This window comes from Microcystis viridis FACHB-1342 (assembly GCF_014698335.1).
Lineage (GTDB): Bacteria > Cyanobacteriota > Cyanobacteriia > Cyanobacteriales > Microcystaceae > Microcystis > Microcystis ichthyoblabe_A.
Window position 1 is genome coordinate 1 of the sequence record NZ_JACJSV010000045.1, and the last position, 18,299, is coordinate 18,299.

The following is an 18,299-nucleotide window of genomic DNA, read 5'->3' on the forward strand; positions in this document are numbered from 1 at the left end:
CAGATGGGGTAGAAGTGGAGTCCAATCGCGTTGGAAGAGGGAACAACCGCACCAGAGATGATGTTGTTTCCGTAGAGTAGAGAACCAGCTACAGGCTCGCGAATACCGTCGATATCTACAGGAGGAGCGGCGATAAAGGCGATGATGAAGCAGGTGGTGGCGGTGAGCAGGGTGGGGATCATGATCACACCGAACCAGCCGACATAAAGACGGTTGTTGGTGCTGGTAATCCACTGGCAGAACTGCTCCCACAGGGAAGCGCTCTCGCGCTGTTGTAAGGTGGTGGTCATTGGTTTATGAGTGCGGTTTTATTGATTTATGATGTTCTCATCTTAAGGGTAATGTAACGGTTTGTAAAGAAGTTTGACGATATTGTTACTTATGCTATTGATAAGCTGAGGTTATGTTAGGTTAGTTGGTCGCACTACCGACAATGAACTATGAAGCACCTTTTGTTTTAAGCCGGATGCGATCGCTTGTCCCGTTCGATCTTACCAGCGATCGCATCTAGTCTTGCTTTGATTCTGGTCATCCACTGGTTAAACTCGGCCGATTGCCGATTGATCGCTTCCTTGCGTTGTCTTATCTCATCGGTTGTTTTTTCGGGGGCCTCTAACCGGATATTTAATTCTGTAATCATCATTGCCTCAAGTATCCATGGATTCTTTACGGCAGGGAACTTGACATATTAATCAATGGGAATCACCCTCTTTACGGAAATTTTGCCGTTGACATCCTCACCACCTTAAAATGGACGGCAATACCACCCAAAAACCATGAAGCGCCTTTTCCTTTTAGCCGTAGGGTGCGTTCCCTAAGATGGCTCATACTACTCCACCGATAGATTTTTGGGAACGCACCCTGCACATTCATTGAAGCTGTGAGTTTAAGTGCGGTCGCTGATCTTATAGCGTTTCCTGTTCGCAAGAGGTACATTATCGATGTTGAAAAGCTTAATTAGCAAAGGTTTAAATGTGCCACACAGGTGTGAGAACTGATATAATAAGCTACATTAACAACAATACTTAAAGAAAAGGCTTAAAGATGATCAGTAACAAGGGTAAAAAAACAAGTCGCTCCTGGTGTTTTTGCCCGACGATAGGCTCTCTTGGGTTTGGTGGGTAAAATGTATTCTAAGATACAGTCCTGCGGGCGAGCGAGTGAAACGAACCACAAAGACACAAAGGACACAAAGATTGATCGCTCTTATATAATTTAAACTTATCACACAAGGTCGAGAAGAGCCGACGATATTGCAGATTATAATTAATGAAACAGGTTTTGTTGCTATAGGGATTCGTTTTGTCCAACCATTACCGATGAAGATGATTGGCAACCTTGCCAGGAATTAGTGGTACAATTACCAAATAAACAGTAATTTTTTCCATAAGTATCTAAGCACAATTAATTACACATCTAAGCCACTACTCCGTCAGACTTCTGCTGTGAGTAAACAGTGAACTGAAAACTCAAATCCGATCCCTAATAGCTTTATCCCGTCTCCCATCTCCCGTCTCCTGTCTCCTGTCTCGACTAGGAAATTAATTTTGCACGACTACTTAACCCTAATCCCTCACCCCCAATAGGATTATGATGCACGGTTTTATTCCCCCTCATCGTTATTTTCCCTATCTTACTTGGACCGATATAGATTCAATGCTGGATAAGGAAAATGTGGTAATTATTCAACCCATCGGTGCGATCGAACAACACGGACCCCATCTCCCTATTGCTGTCGATGCTGCCATTAGTTTAGGGGTTTTAGGCAAAGCTTTCGAGAAATTAAATACAAATGTTCCCGCCTTTGCTTTACCCTGTCTCTACTACGGAAAATCTAACGAACATTGGTCTTTCCCCGGCACGATTACCCTCTCGGCAGCCACCTTATTAACCCTCATTCAAGAGATAGCTGAAAGTCTCTATCGTTCGGGGTTTCGCAAGTTAGTATTAATGAACTCTCACGGCGGACAACCGCAAGTTATGGAAATTGCCGCTAGAGATATTCACCAACAATATACCGATTTTTTAGTATTTCCTTTTTTCACTTGGCGAGTTCCCCACAATGCGGCTGAATTATTCTCGGAATATGAATTAGAATACGGTATTCATGCAGGAGATGTGGAAACTAGCATTATGTTATCATTACTGCCAGAACAGGTCAAAATTGAGCGGGCTGTCCGAGAATATCCCCAGGGTTTGCCAGAAAATAGTTTATTAACTATGGAAGGAAAATTACCCTTTGCTTGGTTAACTAAGGAATTAACTAAAAGTGGAGTGATGGGAGATGCTACTAATGCAAGTAAAGAAAAAGGCGATCGATTATTAGAATCCGTTGCTAATGGTTGGGTACAGGCGATCATTGATGTTTATCGATTCCGTCAACCGAAGTTATCTTAATAGAAGATTAATCAGAATTGTTAATAAGCTGTACTGCACTTAAACTGCCTATTCGTAATTTTCTTACAAAGGATAAAACTCCATCTTCCTTCTCCTTTGATTCGAGCATTTGATCACTATCTTCTATTAGCATCAACAGAGGAAATTTTAACCAGACTTCTGGTGGTTTTTAGCATAACTATATAATCTCAATTATGAGCTTTATTTTTGAGATTTTAGAAATTTTGTAACCAGTAATAAAAAGAAAACAAACGACATTTTTTACCATATTTTTTGTACAGGATAAGAATCGAAAACAGAATCAACACCCAGGATAATTAGGTTTTCTGTAATTGCTTGAGAAATCAATAAACGATCAAACGGATCTTTGTGATAATAAGGTAAGGTGTCTAATGTCCAAATATGAGATAATTTCAGGGGTAAAATCTGCACATCATTAATTTTAGTTTGATCTTTAACTATTTCCGAGAGAGAAATATCTAAATTTAATTTGCCTAACTGTACTTTGATCTGTATTTCCCAGACACTGACCAAACTCAAGAAAAGAAGATTATTTCTATCTTCTAGTATCTTAATTGCTGATGAGGAAAGCTGAGGAGAATTCTGGGAAAATTAGATTAAAGTGTGACTATCTAAGAGAATATTCATGAGTCAAAATTCCAGAAATTATCGGGTAAGGGTTGATTGAAATCATCACTCATCCAAATTTTTCCCTGATGCAACCCAAAGACTCGTTTTTTAGGGGAAGATAAAGGCTCCTTTTCCTCCGTGAGAGCTTCTACATATTCTAAGATTTGTTTTTGTTTATCTAGAGGAATTTCCTGTAGCTTGTTAATAATGCTTTCTGTAATTTTATTGCCAGAAATAGTCATGGTTTTCTCAATATATACTGAAATCTACGATGCAAGCTTCATGATAGCATTTTAAACATAAATAAAGTTAATTTTTGTAGAACCACTTCCCCAACTTGTTTAAGAGAGTTCCTGCAAAAATCAAAAATCTTCCGTGAGGAGACTCCGAGACAGTCCAGAGGAGGAGAAAAAAGACAAGAAACAACTATCCCGTCCATAAAACCCAAGATTATGTCAAATTTATCTGAGGTTTTCGATATTTTGAGCCGATAGCACCTCGAAAACTTACTTTTACAGGAGGTTTAAGCTAAATTAATCCTATTGTTAAGGATATTAGCCACAGCAGTTATCTTAATGAGCAGGTACGAAGTTTTCGTTTTCGGGAGTCGGTCTTCCATACCAAATTAGATTACACTTCATCTTTATGAGAAACACTGTAACAGACAGAAATTAGCTGTTTCAGTCCACTAGGGCTGCTGACTTAGAAAAAATTGCGTTAGAATTAAAGAAATATTACAAGTGATTGACAAAAATGAGCAAGCCTGATATAGAAACCATTGCCCTGCAGTTAGAAAGCAGCAACTCCAAAGATCGTCTGCTGGCCTTGGCATCCCTGCGAGAAGTGACCCCGGAGGAAGCTGTACCCTTGATCAAAAAAGTCCTTTATGATGAAATGCTGCCAGTGCGATCGATGGCTGTCTTTGCTTTGGGAGTCAAACAAACCGAGGAATGCTTTCCTATCCTCGTGGATTTGTTAGCCAATGATGCCGATTATGGCATTCGCGCCGATGCTGCGGGGGCCTTAGGTTATTTAGAAGATATTCGCGCTTTTGAACCCCTACAACGAGCTTTTTACGAAGATACGCAATGGTTAGTCCGCTTCAGTGCTGCCGTCGCTTTGGGCAATTTACGCGATATTCGGGCTAAACAGGTGTTATTATCGGCTCTCGATAGTAACGAAGCGGTTATTCAACAGGCCGCTATTGCCGCTCTTGGGGAAATCAAAGCAGTGGAAACCGTCGAGAAGCTTTTAACCTTTGTTAACTCCGATGACTGGTTAATCCGGCAGCGATTAGCGGAAGCTTTAGGCCAGCTTCCGGCGGAAAAAACGATCGCAGCCTTAAAATTTTTGGTCAAGGACGAACATCCACAAGTGCGGGAAGCAGCCCGTTTATCTTTGCAAAAATTGGCCAACGTCTAGGTATAGGATAGAATAAATAATCTATTCTTCCAGAGCGATCGATCTTTGCCTACAGCCATTCATGGACATTCAAGAATTTATTAATCTCTGTGCGGGTAAATGGTTTTCTCAGCGCACCAGTTATCAATTAGCTGCCCAAAAAGTTGCCAATAATAAAGCAGAAATCACCATCGATTTGCTGGCTGCCGATGCTGCCGATGTGGTGCAATTATGTTTAGGAAATAACTGTCAGTCCCACACCAGTCTAGGGGGATGGAAAACGACTTGGGATAATTCCGTGGACTATGGACAACCGAAAAAAATCGGTTCTAGCTATTTAGTTTGGCTACCCTCAGAAAATTCTTGGCAAGGAAAATTAATCACAGCGGTCGGTAAATCGGCAGCGCTGGGAGAATATCATCTCAGAAGCGATCAAGCTTTAACTTTAACCATCGAGGACAATCACCATCGTATCGAGGAAAGAATCTGGTTTGCTAGTCCTAATCTGAGATTGCGTACCAGTATTATTCAGTCGGCCAATGGCGATCGCCAAACGGTTTTCTATTCGGAAATTCGCAAAATGGTTGCTTCTTAAGTAGCTGCCATCCCCAATCTCTGAGGTGGGGAAGACAGGATTAATCTTCCACCACTCCAGTCAAATCCTCCTAACGTCGGCCGCGTCTGCTGCTGCCGAAACCACTGCGACTAGGGGTACGACGGGAACCAGAGGAACCGAAACTAGGAGAACGTTTGACATTATCAGATTTACCCGAATTCTTCAGGGTACTGGAACCATAACCAGAACCACTGGGTTTTGTGGTGGTGGTGCTGCTGCGATTGGGACTAGAGGGAGTATTGCTAGGATAACGACGTAAATTGCCGGTAGAACGGAGAGTTTGCCGGTTTTTGACTGCCGGAGGTGGACTATTATGTTTAGTCCGGTATTGATCCACTGCCTGATTATAGGTGGAACCGTAACCACCAAAACCGGTCATCACACCCCCCGGAGTATAGAGGGGAGGAACGTAATATTGAGGACGAAAGAGCAAACTACCCAAAGCTTGACCAGCAACAGCACCGAAAAAAGGACTCCAAAAACTCGATTCTTGTCGAATCACCACGGTTTCCTGTTGTCCGGTTTGGGGATTGTTCCGCACTTCCGTGACATTATGGACATACTCAATTTTAAAATCTTCGGTCATGTACAGGGTAGCCTGATCACCGTTGATTTCCACCGCAGTTTTTTCCCCTTTAGCGATAGCTTCATCGCTTAATCTAGCCATTTGCAGGTTAGTGGTGCGAAAGAGGGGAGAAGTCCCCCCGGGGGTGTTTAACAGCATTAAGGTATAAGTGCCATCTCCGTCATCGTAGGTAGCTTGTTGCACCTCGTAGCGACCGCTACTAACCTGATTGGATTCTCGTCTTACACTACTGTTATTAGCTGACGGTGACTGAGTTTGATTTGACGACGAACCACAGGCCACCGTTGTGCAACAAAGGGTAAGAATTAAAAAAATTGTCGTTACTTGGCGCAGCATAAGGGCAAAATTAAGACTATAAAGGCAGCAATTCGGGGAAATTGAGTAATAGTTGCTCATTGGTCAATTCATCTCCCAATTGAGCAGGAGAAAAATGTACCTGAATCGCACGCAGCCGACCTTGGTAGTGAAGGTTAATTATTGATTTTAAACCATCTTCCAGGGCCTCTCGATCGGCTAGGCTAGTTTCTAAAGCAGCACTCTCACCCTCGAAGGCTATTGTGATCATAACAACTAAGTTATCGGTGACGGGTAAAGTTAAGGGTTCGTTTTCCCCCAACTGTGAAGACACCGATTCACTTAGGTATCTGGCCGCGGAATCGGTAAACAGTTCGTTAACGTAGTCTCCCGCTTCCCCCTCATGCCAAAAAACATCGCCCTCATTAGCCACAGAAAACCAATAGAGGTTCATCTGCAGCAGATTTTGACAAATTTCTACTAAACCCTCTCCCATGACCTCTAAATCGCCTTCGGAATCGATCGCCTCCCGGCCGGCACGATTAAGAATACCGATCAGCGGTGCGATTTCTTGGCCGTAGAGATGCAAAAATAAGCGACAGACCACATAGCGAGTTCTACCCGCAAATTTCTTGAAGCGATCGCCTAAAGAACTCATAATAGACCTCTGGTAAAAATCAAAAATTGTCGTTAAGGTTAGGAGTCAGTAGTCAGGAGATAGGAGACTTTTTTTTATTTATTCTTCCCAATTCCCACTTCCCACTTCCCACTTTCAAGTCAGTAGTCTTGAAGCCATCAGCTAGATCAAGATGATAATCAAGTAAACAGCCAAAAAAGCCACCAGCTTTTATTTATTTTGCCATTTTCTAGGGTTCTATGCCTTGATGTCCTGTTAACAGTCTATAATGACTTAGAATCCTATTGGTGTGAGCAAATGGCTGTCCAACTACAACAAGCTTTAGTGGTTGCTTCCTATATCTTGAAACAGCGTCTAGCAGGAAAAAAGCGTTTTCCCTTAGTTTTAATGCTAGAACCCCTATTTCGCTGTAATTTAGCCTGTACTGGCTGCGGCAAGATTCAACATCCCCCGGAAATCCTCCGCAATCATCTTACCCCAGCAGAATGTTTCGCAGCGGTGGAAGAATGCGGAGTTCCCGTGGTTTCCATCCCCGGGGGTGAGCCGCTTTTACATCCACAAATCGATGAAATTGTCAAGGGGTTAGTGGACAGAAAAAAATTCGTCTATCTGTGTACCAATGCCCTGTTATTGGAAAAAAGCCTAGATAAATTTACTCCTTCACCCTATCTTACCTTTAGTGTCCATCTGGATGGTCTCAAAGAACATCACGATCGCTGTGTGGATCGAAAGGGAGTATTCGATAAGGCAGTAAAAGGGATTAAAGCGGCGAAAGCGAGAGGTTTTCGGGTTACTACTAATACCACGGTTTTTGAAGGCACAGATCCGCGAGAAATGCAGGAATTTTTCGATTTTCTTGCTACTTTGGGCATCGATGGCATGATGATTTCCCCCGGTTACAGTTATGAGTGGGCCCCGGATCAAGATAGTTTCTTGAAACGGGAGCAAACTAGAGCTTTATTCCGAGAAATTCTCTCACCCTGGAAATCAGGTCAGAAAAAGTGGAATTTTAACCATAATCCTCTCTTTCTCGATTTTCTCATCGGTGAACAAGACTATGAATGCACCCCTTGGGGTAGTCCTAGCTATAGTCTTTTAGGATGGCAAAAACCCTGTTATCTGCTCAACGAAGGTCATTACAAAAGCTTTCGGGAACTTTTAGCAGAAACCAATTGGGATAACTACGGTCGGGCTAGTGGCAATCCTCAATGTGCCGATTGTATGGTACATTGCGGCTATGAACCGACCGCGGCCATGGCAGCTTTTAAACCGGCTAATATGAGACGTGCCATGCAGAGTTTAATCGGAGTCTAATCTAGGGTCTGCTGAATAAATCTAAAAACCTTGTTGGATAAGAATTTTAGACTTTTTTCCCATCAAAAAGTGCCAGACCTTGGGGGGATCGGGGGGGGAAATTTAGGCTCTTTTTCCCTGAAAATTAGGTAATTGACCCCCTGAAAATGGGTAAAACCCCACACCCCACACCCCACACCCCACACCCTACCCCCAGGAAAAACTTTTTCAGCAGACCCTAATCCTAAACTGATTCTAACCAGACGGCGGGGACTTGACTAGGGCGATCGGGTAATTGCATCCACCCCATTTCGCACAGACGAATTACCGAACTTAATTTTTCTACCAAAGCGGGATCGAAACGAATCCCGCTATAATTTTGACAGCGCTCTAGGGCCTCTCCTAAATCTAGAGCTAGTCGGTCGCCTCGCGGTTGAGTTAATTCCTGAAAATAGGCTGATAATCCTAAAATTCGCGACTCTAGGCTGATTTCTTCCCCTTTTAAACCGTTGGGAACCCCGCTACCATCCCAGTATTCAAACTCATGGTAAATAATCTGTTGAATTGGGGCTAATTCGGGCATAGTGGCGAGTAATTGTGCGCCTAACACCGATCGATCCCGCCAAAATAACGCATTTGCTCCCTCTAACTGACTGGCACGCTGTCTAAAAACTTCGATCGGAGCCTCCGCTAGACCGATGCGGTATAATAAACCAGCTAATCGTAAGCGTCGTAATCTCAGGGTGGGTAAATCGAGCAATTGTCCCAACATTTCCGCTAAAGCGGCCACCTGTAGGGAAGCAAGGGGATTATCAATATCTCTTTCATCGACTTTTTGGGCCATTCTTAGAAAAGCTTGCAGTTTATTAGCGGCTAAATTTTTATTTAAACGGGATGCTTGTCCTTCTAAGTCGCTTAATTCTCGCGCTTGTCTGCTGACGGTGACTAACTGCTGTTGACTGGTTTGCAGATAGGTGACAATGCGAGAGACTACTCCGGTTAAATCCGTGGGAATGGGATTAATATTTTGACTAATTTCCTGCTGTTGTCTGCTTAAATCGGCCGCTAGACTGGGATTATAGGGATGCAGACGCTCAATTAAGATCCTAGCGGCTTTTTCAACTAAATCGCGATCGAATGTCCATAAACCGTAGAATTTTCGCTCCGTGTCTATTTGGGGTTGACTATCGGACCGGTATTCTTCTGGGGATAACTCATGACAGAGTACCATGGAGGCGTAATCGGGGGAAAGAATGATTAAATTCCACTCATTCACCAAACTATCGCTATTATCTAAGTTCACTAGCGAAACATTCTCTAAACTGCCGGTTTTATGCTCAGAAAAACCACTATCGGCCACGGCAGCGATCGCAATATGACGAGAAGAGCGAGCAATATCTAAATAGCGCTCTGCTTCCTGTAAATACCATTTTCCCTGTTGAAAGGTGACTAAAACCAGTGGTTTATTTGTACTGTCTGGGCTGCTAGTTTGCAAAATATGATCTTCAAGAGCATGACAGAGGGCCACCAGGGTATTCTTAAAATAGACCCCGTAACTGCTGGGTAATCTTCCCGATGAAGCTATTTTTAACTGTTGTAAGCTGGATCCTACGGTCATAAGTGGCAAGATTAGGGGGAGTGGGGAGTGGGGTGTGGGGAGTGGGGAGAATAAATAAAAATAATCTCCTGATTTCTGACTCCTGATTACTGATGACTGATGACTGACTCCTCATAGCTTTTTACTTAATTTTATCTCAAATGTCAGGGACTCTTAACAGGTAAATTGGAGGCTTAACAGTTTACTTGGGCCCCTAGGGTATCTAAAGCCAAAATTTTGGCACTGGAGTTAATCCCCACTTCCTCCCAAGCATTGGTCATCTCTGTGGCTGTTTTTTGGGCATTGTCGGGGTTAGTTAAAGCTAATAGGCTCGGACCTGCGCCACTAATTACCATCCCGTAAGCACCCCCATTAATGGCGGCTTTTTTCACCTTTTCGTAACCCGGGATCAAAGATTGGCGATAGGGTTGATGCAGTTTATCCTCTAGGGCAATTCTCAGCCAATCGCCGTTACCCGTCTCTAATCCCCGCAATAATAAACCCAAGCGGGAAATATTGAAAATAGCCTCCTGACGGCTAATTGTTTCCGGTAAAACCGCCCTAGCTTTTGCCGTAGCCAGTTCAAAATCGGGAATCGCTAGGACGGGAATGAGATTTTTTTGCCAAAATACTTGACAAATAGCCCAATTTGTGCTATCACCTGCCGATAGCTGACAGTTGCCCCGTAAAGCCGGCACCACATTATCTGGATGGCCCTCCAAGGCGATCGCTAATGCTTCGATTTCCCCCATAGATAAAGGATTGCCCGCGCATTGATTGGCAGCCACTAACCCACCGATAATAGCAGTAGCAGAACTACCTAAACCTCTAGCCAGGGGAACCCCTAAACCGATCTCGATGGCGATAGGGGGCGGATTCTGTCCTATTTTTTGATAAACTTGCAAAAAAGAAGTGTAGATTAAATTATCAGCACCTTGGCTAACTTTAGCTGATTCAGTCCCCTTGACAATAATGCTGACAGGGTTAGCTGTCGTTGCCGGCAGCAGGGTAAAAGTAAACTGATTATATAGGGTTAAGGCCGCTCCGAGACAATCGAAGCCGGGCCCAATATTAGCAGTGGTAGCGGGAACTGTTACCGTAAAAGTTGTCATGGTTAAGCTTTTGCCTGAAGATAGCGGCGATTTACCTCCTCCCAGTTAACCACATTCCACCACTGTTTTAAATACTCAGCCCGTTGATTACGATATTTTAAGTAATAGGCGTGTTCCCAAACATCATTGCCCATAATTGGCTGTAATCCCATCATTAGGGGGCTATCTTGGTTAGCAGTGCTGATAATTTCTAGTTGTCCTGACTTATTTAAAACCAACCATGTCCAACCACTACCAAAAAGTTTAGTACCTGCTTGGTTGAAAGCGTTTTTAAATTCCTCGAAACTGCCAAATTTAGCGATTATTGCCGCTCCTATTTCTCCTGTTGGTTCGCCACCGCCATCGGGGGACATAATCTGCCAAAACATCGTATGATTAAGATCGCCGCCGCCATTATTGCGGACAGTGGTGCGAATATCGGCGGGTAAAGAGTCAAGATTTTTAATCAATTCTACTACTGTTTTTTTCTGCAATTCTGGATATTTTGCCACTGCCGTGTTGAGATTATTAACGTAGGCTGCATGGTGTTTATCGTGATGAAATTGCATCGTTTCCTTATCGATATAAGGTTCTAGGGCATCATAGCTATAGGGTAGGGCAATAAGACCATAGGGACCAGTAGCAGCAAAGGCCGGAGGCTTCAAACCAGCAAGAGTGGCTGTGCCAAGGGTGGCACCTAAAAGATAAAGAAATTGACGGCGATCGAGAGACATATTCTCAGAGCAGATGTTACAATGATCAATTATCCTATCGATCGGTACTTCGGGAGACAAAAATTTTTATCGACAGACTCCCAGAAGTAATCAGAATCTAGTGGTAGTTCTCCCTAATTACCATAAACGATAAAAATTTTTCAACAAATGCGGCGGAATTTTTAGATAATAACCAATAATTATTAATTGATTAACTAAGGTAGTTTTGCCAACTCCTAATTTTTGCCAACGTCTTGCTGAGGTAATCACCGCAGTAGAAACTATGGCTATTTTACCCCTTTTTTTCAATCTTTGTATTAATTCAAAATCTTCCATAATTGGTAACTCAGGAAACCCCCCTAAATCGGTCAATATTGAGGCTTTTAAAAATATTCCTTGATCTCCGTAGGGAAGAGAAAACCAGTGAGAACGCCAATTAACTAATTTTTCCACTAAACGCAGGTTTTTTTCCTCTCCATCAATTTTTAATTCAAAAGCCCCCGCTACTATCCCAGATTGAGATAAAGTATTGATAATTTGCTCTTGATAATTTTGGGAAAGTAAAGTATCTCCATGTAGAAATAACAAAATATCTCCTTTCGCTATTTTGGCTCCTAAATTCATCTGAAATGCACGACCTTTACTCGGTGAAATAATTACTTTTGCTCCCAATTTTTCAGCTATTTCTCTGGTTTTATCTGTACTTCCCCCATCGACAACAATAATTTCTACTCCTTCACCTATCTGTTTTAACGTTGCTGCAATTCTTAACTCCTCATTAAGAGTCGGAATGATAACACTAAGATAATTCATGAGGTTTTGTACTAACTAAAGTCAGAGGATTTAGGGGCAACCATCGGGTAAATTTTCCTACAGATACCGAGGAATTGATTGGGATTGGTAATAACTGTTTTTCCGATATAAAAGTTAAACATTGCTGCCAGTTCTCCAGAGGGGCTAAAGCTGCAGTTAAAAGTCGATACCAAATTAGGTTACACTTCATCTTTATGGGAAACGAAACTCTGTTCTAAGATAGGTGGGACAATGCCGAATATTAAAGGAGACGATGGTGCGCTCAAAACCATTTTCAGCAATAGTAAAATTATCGCAGTGGTGGGGCATTCTGAGAAATCGAGTCGCGCCAGCTATCAGGTAGCCAAATTTCTGCAAGCGGTGGGTTATCGAGTCTATCCTGTCAATCCGATGGTCAAGCAAATTGATGGTCAAAGGTGCTATCCTTCTCTAGAGGCTATCCCTGAACCCGTGGATATTGTTAACGTTTTTCGTCATCCTGATTATCTACCTGAAATTGTCGAGTCAGCTATTGCTATTCAGGCTGCTACCCTTTGGACACAATTGAAAATTTATCACCCAGTTGCGGAAAAAAGGGCGATCGAGGCGGGTTTAAATGTGATTATGGATGCTTGTATCCAGATAGAATATCAGCGTTTAGGGATTTCCCAAAAATAAACTATAGCGGTTCTCGTACCTGTACGGCACATTTAAACCTTTGCTGATTAAGCTTTTGAACATCAATAATGTACCTCGTGCGAATAGAACACGCTATATACTTTTTGAAAAATGGTATTATCGGGGCTTGGTTGTCAGTCGTTTGAGCGCTGTTGTATCAAGCTTTTTTTGTTTGTGGTCTCTCCTTGGAAAAATTTGCTATGATGTAGAGACTTGTTTAGTATTTGGTAAAAATAACCATAAATCTCACCGTGTTCACAACTGTTCAACCCGCAAATCGATCGAGCTTACCTGATGACCTATTTACGGCAATTAAAGAGCTTAAAAGGGAATTAAACGCCGTTATTCTGGCTCACTACTATCAAAATTCTGACATACAGGATATAGCTGATTATATTGGTGATTCTCTAGGTTTATCCCAGCAGGCTGCCCAAACGCCAGCAGATGTAATCGTATTTGCGGGGGTTCACTTCATGGGAGAGACAGCTAAAATCTTAAATCCGGATAAGTTGGTATTGCTGCCGGATTTAGATGCGGGATGTTCTTTAGCTGATAGTTGTCATCCTGAAGATTTTGCTCGTTTTAAAGCCCAATATCCCGATCATATCGTGATTTCCTATATCAATTGCAGTGCAGAAATTAAGGCCATGAGTGATATTATCTGCACCAGTTCCAACGCAGTCAAAATAGTGAATCAAATCCCTGTCCATCAACCGATTATCTTCGCTCCTGATCGCAATTTAGGCCGTTATGTCAGTCAGCAAACTGGCAGAGATTTAGTTCTCTGGCAGGGTAGTTGTATTGTCCATGAAACTTTTTCCGAACGCAAGATAATAGAATTAAAAGTTGCCCATCCAGAAGCAAAAATTATCGCCCATCCTGAGTGTGAATCATCGGTTTTACGCCATGCCGATTATATTGGTTCCACGACGGCACTATTAAATTATTCCCTGAAAAGTTCCGAAAAAACCTTTATTGTCGTCACAGAACCGGGGATTATTCACCAGATGCAAAAATCCGCGCCAGAGAAAGCATTTATACCCGCACCAGCTTTAAATAACTGTGCTTGTAATGAGTGTCCCTATATGAGACTGAACACTCTCGAAAAATTGTATCTCTGTATGCGAGATAAAACTCCAGAAATTACTATTTTTGAAGATTTAAGAGTTAAGGCACTGTTGCCGATTCAAAGAATGTTAGAAATGTCTTAATCAGTTATCAGTGCGCCAATTCAAAAACGAAAAGCATCAACCCCAAGAGTTAGCTCTTCTGGTGTTTGTCTGGAAGGAAAAAGAATAGGGATAATTTGGGTTAACCACAGAAACCAAAAACCTACCTAAAGCCTTTTAAAGTTACTCATTTCTGTAGCTAGATAACTAAAATAAGTAACTTTGGCCACCGATAGATTTTAAGAACGTTATCAGGTATAATCAAGATATGAAGGTAGTTGAACGTCATATTATCAGTCAAAACCATCCCTTATGGTCAGAAATCGACCATTATGCCTTCTTGTCAAAAAATTTGTTCAATCTAGCTAACTACCATTATCGCCAATATTTCTTTGAAAACTCCCAAAAACTGAGTTTTAATCAACTCTATCATCTGGTATCTAAAACCTCTTAGCTTCACCATGAGTGATTATTGTTGACTGATCACTGAAAAATCTCTCCAACCTCCCACTTAAAAAGGGAAAGAGCTATGCTCTTCCCCTTTTTTTAAGGATTTATTCAAGATGATTGTAGATGCACAGCAGTCGAGGCCGAAATTACATTAAGCCTAACTGAGCAAGGATGCCTTTGTGGGTTAAGTATTCCGTAGCTACGCCAATAACGAAACCGAGCATGGCTAAACGACCATTCCAGTTTTCAGCGAAAGCGGTGAAACCGAGTTTGTTTTCTTGCTTATCCATGGTGAATTGCCTTCCTATAAGAAAATTGCGCTTAAGTCAAGTGCTTGATATTTAATGTAACATAACTTTCCAGACTATGCAACATTTCTTTACATAAATTTTATTGATGTTGGCCATAAACTTTTATGGGGGTAGGGTCAAGGGTGGGCAATGGCGGCCGAAAATCAAGCCTGATCCTAGTTCTCAGACTAAATAACGGTTTTCCCATCCCTGACCGAAAAAGATTACAATCAAGCGAAAGGTCAAGAATCGATCGCCGTCGAGCGAGGAGTGAATATGCGTGCCTTACTGATTTATCCCGTTTTTCCGCCGACTTTCTGGTCTTATAACAAAATTCTGGAATTAGTCGATCGCAAAGTCTTACTTCCTCCCCTGGGTATGGTGACGGTGGCGGCGATTCTACCCCAGGAATGGGAATTTAAACTGGTCGATCGCAATATTCGGGCAGTGACAGAAGCAGAATGGGACTGGGCTGAAATAGTCATTCTTTCGGGTATGATCGTCCAACGTCAAGATTTAATCGAGCAAATTCACGAAGCCAAGCAACGGGGTAAACTGGTGGCCGTGGGGGGTCCCTATCCCACTTCTATCCCCCACGAAGTTGCTGAGGCCGATTTTCTGATTCTCGATGAGGGAGAAATCACCATCCCGATGTTTGTGGAAGCATTGGCAAAAGGAGAAACTAAAGGTGTTTTCCGCACCACAGAAAAACCCGATGTGACAATTACCCCGATCCCCCGCTACGATCTGCTCGATTTTGAAGCTTATGATTCCATGTCGGTGCAGTTTTCGCGGGGCTGTCCCTTCCAGTGCGAATTTTGCGATATTATCGTTCTCTACGGTCGTAAACCCCGCACCAAAGCCCCCGCACAATTATTAAAAGAATTAGATTATCTCTACGAATTAGGTTGGCGCCGGGGCGTGTTCATGGTGGATGATAATTTTATCGGCAACAAGCGCAACGTTAAATTACTCCTCAAAGAATTAAAAGTTTGGCAAGAAGAACACCAGTACCCTTTCCGGTTTAACACGGAAGCATCGGTGGATTTAGCCGCCGATCCCGAATTAATGGAAATGATGGTCGATTGTTATTTTGACGCGGTCTTTTTAGGGATTGAAACCCCCGACGAAGAAAGTTTACAATTAACCAAAAAATTCCAAAATACCCGTAGTTCCTTAACCGAGACGGTAGAAAAGATTATTAAAGCCGGATTGCGCCCCATGGCGGGATTTATCATCGGTTTTGATGGCGAGAAAAAAGGAGCGGCCGATCGCATTATTAATTTTGTCGAAGAAGCGGCCATTCCCACGGCTCTCTTCGGAATGTTACAAGCTTTACCGAATACCGCCCTATGGACTCGCTTGGAAAAAGAAGGACGACTACGATTAACGGGGAAACAGGACATTAACCAAAGTACCCTGATGAATTTCGTTCCCACCCGGCCGATCGAAGATATTGCCACAGAATATATTGAAGCCTTCTGGAAATTGTACGATCCAGAGGTATTTCTCGATCGCACCTATCGCTGTTTCCTGAAATTAGGCGCACCTAAAGCTAAACCAGCCTTTAAACTGCCTCGTCGGGCCGATCTCTATGCCCTAGCGGTAATTATCTGGCGACAGGGCTTTAAACGTTCCACTCGCTGGAAATTCTGGCAGAATTTATTCGGTATTTTGCGCCATAATCCCGCCAATGCCGAACACTATATCACTGTCTGCGCCCACAACGAGCATTTCCTGGAATACCGTCAGATTGTTCGGGATGAAATTATGGCACAATTAGCCGAATTTCAACGCCAAGAGGCATTAATAGCGGAAAAAACTGCCATAGCGGCCTAATTATTCCGAGGATGGGTTATTTACCCATCCTGAACATTTTCTGTCCTGATGGTGGGCGATCGATAAATCAATAATATTCCTAGTTTTCTGGTTAAAAATTCCCTCAATCTCTGCCAAAGCAATTCAGTATAATTTCTTAATTTTCTAGATATAATTACATTTTTTCCCTAAAATGTTAGCTGGAATACTGAATAAATCGAGAAAATCTGGATAAAGCCAGTATTTTTAGTTCCTTAACCCTATCAATCAAGCTAAAATCAATGATTACTCGTCAAGAACTTAAGAAACTACAATCCCTAACTCAAATACCCGCCCTTTCCATTCTCTTACCTACCCATCGCACCTCACCGGATAACAAACAAGACCCTATTCTCGTTAAAAATTTGGTCGATGAAGCAAAGCACCGATTATCGGAAGAATTCTCTAAGCGTGAAATCGAACCTTTGTTCGATCGCCTCGATAGTCTAGTAGCTGAAATAGATTATCCTTATACTCTAGATGGATTAGCTCTCTATATTGGTCCGGATATTGCCAAGCTTTATAACCTGCCTTTTTCTGTCCAGGCAAGAGTTATCATCGATAAAACCTTTGCCACACGGGATTTAGTTTATGGATTACATCGAGAACAACCCTATTGGCTGTTACTATTAAGTCAGGGTTCTACTCGTTTAATCTCAGCTACAGGAGAAACTCTTGAAGAAATTCGCGATCAGAATTTTCCCCTAGAAATGACTGGACCGGGGGCCACCGCACCACTGCCCTTTGATGCCGATACCAGTTATCTAGATGATAGAATCCGGCGATTTTTCCAACAGGTAGATAATGCTCTGGGTGAATACATTGACATTGATGATTCTTCCCCTTTGATTGTGGGTGGAGTGGTTCGTCAAATTTCCTTCTTTCAAGAAGTTTCACAGTACACATCAGCAATTGTTGGCACTTTAACCGGCAATTTTGACAAAACCTCACTGCCAGAATTAATTCCGCAAGTATTGCCGATTATGCATTCAGTGCGTCAGAATCAAAAAACTGAAGCTCTGCAAGCTTTGGATGCGGCAGTCAGCGCTCAAAAAGTTATCTCTACCCTGGGAGAAGTGTGGCGTTTAGCGCAGGAAGGTCGAGGAAAATTGTTATTAGTGGAGAAAAATTACCATGTACCCGCAGTTTTAAGCGAAAATGGTGACTTGATACTGGTGGAAAACGTCGGTGGTACGGAGGTAATTGATGACGCAGTGGATGAAATTATCGAAGTGGTATTGGCCAAGGGAGGACGTGTAGCTTTAGTCGAGGAGGATTCCTTGAACGATTACCAAAAAATTGCCTTGATTTTACGTTATTAGACCTAACACTCCGTTTCACAGGCCCCAATACTAACCCATTGACTAGAACCATCAGACCAGTATTCTTTTTTCCAGATGGGGGCATTATGCTTGAGAGTATCAATAGCATAACGACAGGCTGCGAAAGCTTCCCCTCGATGGGGACAACCCACCGCTACTAAGACGCTAATTTCACCGATTTTGAGCTTACCAGTGCGATGGTGAATGACAACTCGATTGGTATCGGGCCAGGTTTGCCGAATTTGCCGAGCAATTTGCCGGAAAACCTCCATCGCCATGGGTTCGTAGGCCTGATAATCAAGATAAATAACTGGTTTACCGTCGGTTTGCTCCCGTACAGTACCACTCATTAGTACAATAGCCCCATTAGCCCCATCATCGGCTAATTGATATACTTCCTGCAAAGATAAAGGAGCAAAACTGATGCGAAAACTATCTTGAGTCATGGATGAGGTGATGGGGTGTGGGGGAATTATGAATTATGAA

21 protein-coding genes and 1 pseudogene are annotated in these 18,299 nt (G+C 42.6%); 9 read left to right on the forward strand and 13 right to left on the reverse strand.

What is annotated here, in order from left to right; translation table 11 throughout:
- From H6G40_RS14865 to H6G40_RS23970, 3 genes and pseudogenes are all read right to left on the reverse strand, one after another.
- Positions 1–290, reverse strand: a pseudogene (locus H6G40_RS14865) (photosystem II q(b) protein); the annotation flags it as partial.
- 167 nt (positions 291–457) lie between these two features.
- Positions 458–643 (reverse strand): hypothetical protein, encoded by a 186-nt coding sequence (locus H6G40_RS14870; RefSeq protein WP_042790318.1) that lies wholly within the window; start codon positions 641–643, stop codon positions 458–460.
- A gap of 405 nt (positions 644–1,048) precedes the next feature.
- Positions 1,049–1,228, reverse strand: a complete 180-nt coding sequence (locus tag H6G40_RS23970; protein WP_306307484.1) for a hypothetical protein — start codon at positions 1,226–1,228, stop codon at positions 1,049–1,051.
- A gap of 362 nt (positions 1,229–1,590) precedes the next feature.
- On the opposite strand from H6G40_RS23970, the gene H6G40_RS14875 reads away from it, so the two are divergent.
- Positions 1,591–2,397, forward strand: a complete 807-nt coding sequence (locus H6G40_RS14875) for a creatininase family protein (protein WP_002752208.1) — start codon at positions 1,591–1,593, stop codon at positions 2,395–2,397.
- 261 nt (positions 2,398–2,658) lie between these two features.
- Here H6G40_RS14875 and H6G40_RS14880 read toward each other — a convergent pair whose 3' ends face one another.
- The gene (locus H6G40_RS14880; RefSeq protein ID WP_323132084.1) at positions 2,659–2,973 is read right to left on the reverse strand and encodes a type II toxin-antitoxin system VapC family toxin; all 315 of its coding nucleotides are present in this window, start codon (positions 2,971–2,973) and stop codon (positions 2,659–2,661) included.
- A gap of 68 nt (positions 2,974–3,041) precedes the next feature.
- A complete protein-coding gene (locus H6G40_RS14885; protein ID WP_002734460.1) occupies positions 3,042–3,269 on the reverse strand; it encodes a DUF2281 domain-containing protein in 228 nt (75 codons plus the stop codon).
- 511 nt (positions 3,270–3,780) lie between these two features.
- On the opposite strand from H6G40_RS14885, the gene H6G40_RS14890 reads away from it, so the two are divergent.
- Both H6G40_RS14890 and H6G40_RS14895 read left to right on the forward strand, forming a co-directional pair.
- Positions 3,781–4,449: a HEAT repeat domain-containing protein gene (locus H6G40_RS14890; protein WP_002733567.1), complete on the forward strand. Its 669-nt coding sequence runs from the start codon at positions 3,781–3,783 to the stop codon at positions 4,447–4,449.
- A gap of 61 nt (positions 4,450–4,510) precedes the next feature.
- On the forward strand, positions 4,511–5,023 hold the full coding sequence (locus H6G40_RS14895) for a phycobiliprotein lyase (protein WP_002777155.1): 513 nt from the start codon (positions 4,511–4,513) through the stop codon (positions 5,021–5,023).
- Between the two features lie 70 nt (positions 5,024–5,093).
- On the opposite strand, the gene H6G40_RS14900 is transcribed toward H6G40_RS14895, so the two are convergent.
- Together H6G40_RS14900 and H6G40_RS14905 are read right to left on the reverse strand one after the other, a co-directional pair.
- A complete protein-coding gene (locus H6G40_RS14900; RefSeq protein WP_081330894.1) occupies positions 5,094–6,026 on the reverse strand; it encodes a hypothetical protein in 933 nt (310 codons plus the stop codon).
- Entirely contained in the window at positions 5,983–6,582 is a 600-nt protein-coding gene (locus H6G40_RS14905) for a DUF1517 domain-containing protein (RefSeq protein WP_002731690.1), read from the reverse strand. Before H6G40_RS14905 ends, H6G40_RS14900 begins: the two co-directional genes overlap by 44 nt.
- Before the next feature lie 276 nt (positions 6,583–6,858).
- Between H6G40_RS14905 and hpnH the strand changes: the two genes are divergently transcribed.
- Complete coding sequence (gene hpnH, locus H6G40_RS14910) at positions 6,859–7,875, forward strand: adenosyl-hopene transferase HpnH (RefSeq protein WP_069475179.1); 1,017 nt, start codon at positions 6,859–6,861, stop codon at positions 7,873–7,875.
- Positions 7,876–8,098: 223 nt separating this feature from the next.
- Here hpnH and H6G40_RS14915 read toward each other — a convergent pair whose 3' ends face one another.
- The 4 genes from H6G40_RS14915 to H6G40_RS14930 form a co-directional block, all read right to left on the reverse strand.
- On the reverse strand, positions 8,099–9,472 hold the full coding sequence (locus tag H6G40_RS14915) for an HD domain-containing phosphohydrolase (protein ID WP_002752229.1): 1,374 nt from the start codon (positions 9,470–9,472) through the stop codon (positions 8,099–8,101).
- Positions 9,473–9,645: 173 nt separating this feature from the next.
- Positions 9,646–10,563 carry a homoserine kinase gene (gene thrB / locus H6G40_RS14920; protein WP_069475180.1) on the reverse strand — a complete coding sequence of 306 codons (918 nt, stop codon included), beginning with the start codon at positions 10,561–10,563 and terminating at the stop codon, positions 9,646–9,648.
- Positions 10,564–10,565: 2 nt separating this feature from the next.
- The gene (locus tag H6G40_RS14925; RefSeq protein WP_002732557.1) at positions 10,566–11,276 is read right to left on the reverse strand and encodes a superoxide dismutase; all 711 of its coding nucleotides are present in this window, start codon (positions 11,274–11,276) and stop codon (positions 10,566–10,568) included.
- 117 nt (positions 11,277–11,393) lie between these two features.
- Entirely contained in the window at positions 11,394–12,068 is a 675-nt protein-coding gene (locus tag H6G40_RS14930) for a TIGR04283 family arsenosugar biosynthesis glycosyltransferase (protein WP_069475181.1), read from the reverse strand.
- 231 nt (positions 12,069–12,299) lie between these two features.
- Here H6G40_RS14930 and H6G40_RS14935 point away from each other — a divergent pair, with 231 nt between their 5' ends.
- From H6G40_RS14935 to H6G40_RS14945, 3 genes are all read left to right on the forward strand, one after another.
- Positions 12,300–12,725 (forward strand): CoA-binding protein, encoded by a 426-nt coding sequence (locus tag H6G40_RS14935; protein ID WP_002733015.1) that lies wholly within the window; start codon positions 12,300–12,302, stop codon positions 12,723–12,725.
- A gap of 251 nt (positions 12,726–12,976) precedes the next feature.
- The gene (gene nadA / locus H6G40_RS14940; RefSeq protein WP_002731625.1) at positions 12,977–13,936 is read left to right on the forward strand and encodes a quinolinate synthase NadA; all 960 of its coding nucleotides are present in this window, start codon (positions 12,977–12,979) and stop codon (positions 13,934–13,936) included.
- 226 nt (positions 13,937–14,162) lie between these two features.
- Positions 14,163–14,348, forward strand: coding sequence for a transposase (locus tag H6G40_RS14945; protein WP_069475183.1), 186 nt, complete (start codon positions 14,163–14,165; stop codon positions 14,346–14,348).
- A gap of 142 nt (positions 14,349–14,490) precedes the next feature.
- Here the strand turns inward: H6G40_RS14945 and H6G40_RS14950 are convergent, their stop codons facing one another.
- Complete coding sequence (locus H6G40_RS14950; protein ID WP_002734821.1) at positions 14,491–14,634, reverse strand: high light inducible protein; 144 nt, start codon at positions 14,632–14,634, stop codon at positions 14,491–14,493.
- A gap of 276 nt (positions 14,635–14,910) precedes the next feature.
- Here H6G40_RS14950 and H6G40_RS14955 point away from each other — a divergent pair, with 276 nt between their 5' ends.
- The gene (locus tag H6G40_RS14955; protein WP_190537894.1) at positions 14,911–16,473 is read left to right on the forward strand and encodes a B12-binding domain-containing radical SAM protein; all 1,563 of its coding nucleotides are present in this window, start codon (positions 14,911–14,913) and stop codon (positions 16,471–16,473) included.
- A gap of 260 nt (positions 16,474–16,733) precedes the next feature.
- Positions 16,734–17,813: an AOC03_06830 family ribosome hibernation factor gene (locus H6G40_RS14960; protein WP_190537896.1), complete on the forward strand. Its 1,080-nt coding sequence runs from the start codon at positions 16,734–16,736 to the stop codon at positions 17,811–17,813.
- 2 nt (positions 17,814–17,815) lie between these two features.
- On the opposite strand, the gene H6G40_RS14965 is transcribed toward H6G40_RS14960, so the two are convergent.
- Positions 17,816–18,259, reverse strand: coding sequence for a molybdenum cofactor biosynthesis protein MoaE (locus tag H6G40_RS14965; protein ID WP_002746835.1), 444 nt, complete (start codon positions 18,257–18,259; stop codon positions 17,816–17,818).
- Positions 18,260–18,299 lie beyond the last annotated feature (40 nt).